Source organism: Paenibacillus forsythiae T98 (assembly GCF_000520735.1).
GTDB classification, from domain to species: Bacteria; Bacillota; Bacilli; order Paenibacillales; family Paenibacillaceae; genus Paenibacillus_AQ; species Paenibacillus_AQ forsythiae.
The window spans coordinates 1-3893 of record NZ_ASSC01000302.1; the positions used below are offsets into that span (position 1 = coordinate 1).

At 60.1% G+C, this 3893-nt stretch carries 4 protein-coding genes; all 4 read right to left on the bottom strand.

The features are described 5' to 3' along the window. The coding region (locus L692_RS0109935) for a histidine kinase dimerization/phospho-acceptor domain-containing protein (protein WP_025699467.1) at positions 1 to 621 on the bottom strand (621 nt) is incomplete at its 3' end. Positions 622 to 716: 95 nt separating this feature from the next. Beyond that, entirely contained in the window at positions 717 to 1391 is a 675-nt protein-coding gene (locus L692_RS0109940; RefSeq protein WP_025699469.1) for a response regulator transcription factor, read from the bottom strand. Next, on the bottom strand, positions 1321 to 3180 hold the full coding sequence (locus L692_RS0109945; protein WP_025699471.1) for an ABC transporter ATP-binding protein: 1860 nt from the start codon (positions 3178 to 3180) through the stop codon (positions 1321 to 1323). Before L692_RS0109945 ends, L692_RS0109940 begins: the two co-directional genes overlap by 71 nt. A gap of 59 nt (positions 3181 to 3239) precedes the next feature. Next, positions 3240 to 3893: molybdenum cofactor guanylyltransferase (gene mobA, locus L692_RS0109950; protein WP_025699473.1), on the bottom strand; the 654-nt coding region annotated here is incomplete at its 5' end.

Genomic DNA, 3893 nt, shown 5'->3' on the forward strand with positions numbered 1-3893 from the left:
CTGCCTGTCGAGACGGTAAGGCTTCGCTTCAAACGGAAAGCTGCCCGATTCCAGCACCGACAGCTTGAGCAAGCTGTCGCTCAGGCCCGACAGCCGGGTGCTCTCCCCCTCAATGATATCCAGATAGTGTTCCCTTGTTTCCCGGCTGAGGTCTTCGGCGCGCAGCGCGCGGGCGAAGCCGCGGATGGAAGTAAGCGGAGACTGGATTTCATGCGACACATTCGAAATGAAGTCCTGGCGCATCGTCTCCATCCGGCTCAGCTCGCTGGCCATTTCATTGATGCCTTCCACGAGTTCGCCCATGCGGCCGTAGCGCTTCACATCCTCCACCTTGGCGGTAAAATCCCCTTTGGAAATCCGCCGGACGGCATTCAGAATCGGACTGTAAAATTTGTTCTGCCTCCCGTACGTAATCAGGGAAATGATTCCGCCAATGCAGAACAGAAGCATAAATCCGAGCAGCACGCCCAGCAGCTGCGACACGTAATCCGACGAGGGGCTGCCAAACCGCTTGAACAGCGCCTTCAAGATAAAATAGGAGGCCGTCCACGAGCCGCTGAGGAGCGAGAAGCCGCCCAGCATTCCGAGCAATCCCCGCACGGCTCTTCCTAGGCGTTTCATTCGGGCCCCCCGTACAGATCGGGACCCTGTCCGGCGCGGACGGCGATTCCGGTCCGCCCGCTTCGGATTCGTCCGGCCGGACGCCCGCCGCCGCCTCATTCCGCACTCTCCAGCCGGTAGCCGAGGCCGCGCACGGTGCGGATGGCAAAGCCGTACCGCTCGCTCGGGAAGCGCTCGCGCAGCCGATTGATGTGCACATCCAGCGTGCGCTCGTTGCCTTCGTAGTCATAGCCCCAGATTTCCTCAATCAGCCGCTCGCGCGGCAGCGTCTGCCCGGGATAGCTGGCCAGCCTAAACAGCAGCTCATACTCCTTCAGAGGCAGCGTCAGAACACCGTCCTCGGAATGAATCTCGTAGGTTCTGCGGTTCATCTTCAGCTTGCCGACAGTTACGCTCTGGGCGGCGGAAATCTGATACCGTTTGAGCAGCGCCTTGACGCGGGCCAGCAGCACAGGCGGCTCAAACGGCTTGACGAGATAATCGTCGGTTCCAAGCTCGAAGCCCTTCACAATCTGCGACGTCTCGCCTTTGGCCGTAAGCATAAGCAGCGGAAAATCGTAGGCCTCCCGCAGCTCGCGGCAGAGCTGCCAGCCGTCAATGTGCGGCATCATGATATCGAGAACCACCATATCGACGGTGTGATCTCCGAGAAAGTCCAGCGCTTCCCTCCCGTCGGAAGCCTCATATACTTCCATCCCTTCAGCCTTCAAAAATACGGCTACCAACTCGCGGATGTGCGGGTCGTCGTCCACCACCAGTATTTTGGCCATGCCCGGTTATCTCCTCTCCGCCTTTTTCCTCCGGCCGGAACTCCGGGGCTTGAAGCTGCTGCTGCGCAAATTCGCGGTACAGGCTATGCTCATGCAGCAGTTCCTCGTGTCTTCCCCTGCCGGTGATCTCGCCCTTTTCCATAAAAAGAATCTGGTCGGCATTCACCACCGTGGACAGACGGTGCGCGATGACGATGGTCGTCCGGCCCCTCATCAGATTGGACAACGCCTTCTGCACGACCGCCTCCGATTTGCTATCAAGGCTTGAAGTCGCTTCGTCCAGCATCAGAATCTTCGGATCTCTCAGCAGCGCCCGGGCAATCGCGATCCGCTGCCGCTGCCCGCCGGACAGCTTCACGCCGCGCTCGCCGACTTCGGTATCGTATCCATCCGGCAGCTCGTCGATGAAGGCATCGGCATAGGCCATCGCCGCCGCCTGACGCATTTCCTCAAGATTAATCTCCCGGTCCAGACCATAGCGGAGATTGTCCGCAATAGTTCCAGCCAGCAGCGGGCTTTCCTGGGAGACATAGCCGATTCCTCCGCGCCAGGAGCGCAACGAGAAATCGGAAATCGGCCTGCCGCCCAGCCGGATCACGCCTTGCTGCGGCTCATAGAAGCGCTCCAGCAGGGAGAACAGCGTCGTCTTGCCGCCGCCGCTTGGGCCGACAATCGCCGTCACCTCTCCGGGCGTTACCGAGCAGCTTACGTTATTCAGCACGGGCTCGCCCGGCTTGTACCCGAAGGAGACGTTTTCCAGTGTGATCGGCAGCCGCACTCCCTCCGCCACCTCGTCCCCCTCGTACTGTTCTTCTGCATGCTTCAGCGTCTCCATGAGCCGCTCCGAAGCGCCCATAGCCTTCTGGATTTGGGTGAAGAAGGTGGTGAGCTGGGTTAGCGGCATAATGATCTGGATCAGATACAGGATAAAAGCGACCAGTTCCCCCGCCGTCAACGCGCCGCTGGATACCTGCACCCCGCCATAGCCGATAATGACCACGAGCAGCATCATAAATACGAGCGAGACAAGCGGGGTAATCCATGCGCTGACCTTGCCTTCGCGTATGCCGTAGGCGAGCAGGTTCTTAATGACTTTTTGGCCGGTTTCGTATTCCCGGCGCTCCGCTCCGGACGCCTTGACCAGCCGAATTTCCGACAGCACGCCGCTCAGCACCGCCGTAAAGGAAGCCGTCTCATCCTGCATGCCCTTGGAAATCTTGTACATCATCCGGCCGAGCGGAACGAGAATAAGCGCCGAAAGGGGCAGTACGGTGAACAGCACCAGCGTCATTCTCCAGTTCAGATAAAAGAGCACCGAAATCGAACCGACGATGGAGACGAGGCCGGTGAACAGGCTGGCCGCATGCTCCGATACGAGCGTCTTGATAATGCCTGTATCGTTGGTCATGCGGCTGACACTTTCGCCTGTCCGGATGTCGTTATAGTAGGAGACAGGCAGCAGCAGCTGCTTGCGCCACAGACGCTCTCTCAGGCCGGCAACCATGTTCTGACCCACATAGTTCAGCAAGTAGACGGATAGACCTGCGGCGGCGGTTTGGGCGACGAAAGCACCGCCGATTCTGGCGATCTGCGGCAAGCTCACCGAAGACAGCGTAAATCCGTCGACCAGCCCTTTAGTAAACATCGGGATGACCAGCGACACGAGCGTGGAGATCACGCTTAGAGCAACAGCCAGAACAAGCAGGCCATACGGGGGTTTCGTTTCTTTAAGCAATTGGAGAAATGATCGGAGGTTGCCTGCGCCCTTAGGCTTCTTTGAGGTTGTCATTGTTAATCCTTCCCTTCCTGGCGAATAATCACAACATACTCCCTCATTGTAAACGGAAGTTAAACTCGGCGCTCCCTAGCGGCGTGGTAATCCTCCGGAGTGTTGATATTCAGCAGCGGGGAGGGCTCTCCACTCGAGGCTCCCGCAAAGCCCGCCTCCGGAACATACAGAACCTCCAGGCCCTCCAGCCACTCCATAACCTTTAATCTTCGGCGCAGCAGGGCATGCTCCAGACTGGGCAGGGCATCCTTATGGTATAGCCCCAGCAGCGGCTGGACTTTGCCTGAGAGGGACACTGGCACGACCGCAAGCGGACGAACGCTTGCGGAAGCGGGGCGGCCGGGCGGCGCCCCGGCTGCGGATGGCCCGCGTCCGTCTGCGGAAGCCGAGGCGTCTTCCTCCGCTCCGCCGTCTTCCGCAAGTCCCCCGGCGCCTTGCTCCGCGCAATCGTCGGCCGCCCATCTTTCGTCCCGCCTCACAGCGTCCACAAGATACCGCATAAACTCTGCCGAAGCGAACGGCAAATCGCAGGGGGCGGCCAAATGCCATTCCGCGTCACAAGCGTTCATGCCCGCATGAAGCCCCGCCAGCGGACCGCAGTCCGGGAAGCGGTCGGCCGCCTGCGGAAGCCCCAGGAAGCGGTACTCCTCCCGCTCCTTCCCCCCGGAAGCGATGGTCACCGGCTGCGCGACTTCGCCGAGCGCGGCGGCCAC

Bases quoted from the DNA above. Each gene is read 5' to 3' on its own strand.
- L692_RS0109940 (WP_025699469.1), bottom strand. From the start codon at position 1,391: ATGGCCAAAATACTGGTGGTGGACGACGACCCGCACATCCGCGAGTTG.
- L692_RS0109945 (WP_025699471.1), bottom strand. From the start codon at position 3,180: ATGACAACCTCAAAGAAGCCTAAGGGCGCAGGCAACCTCCGATCATTT.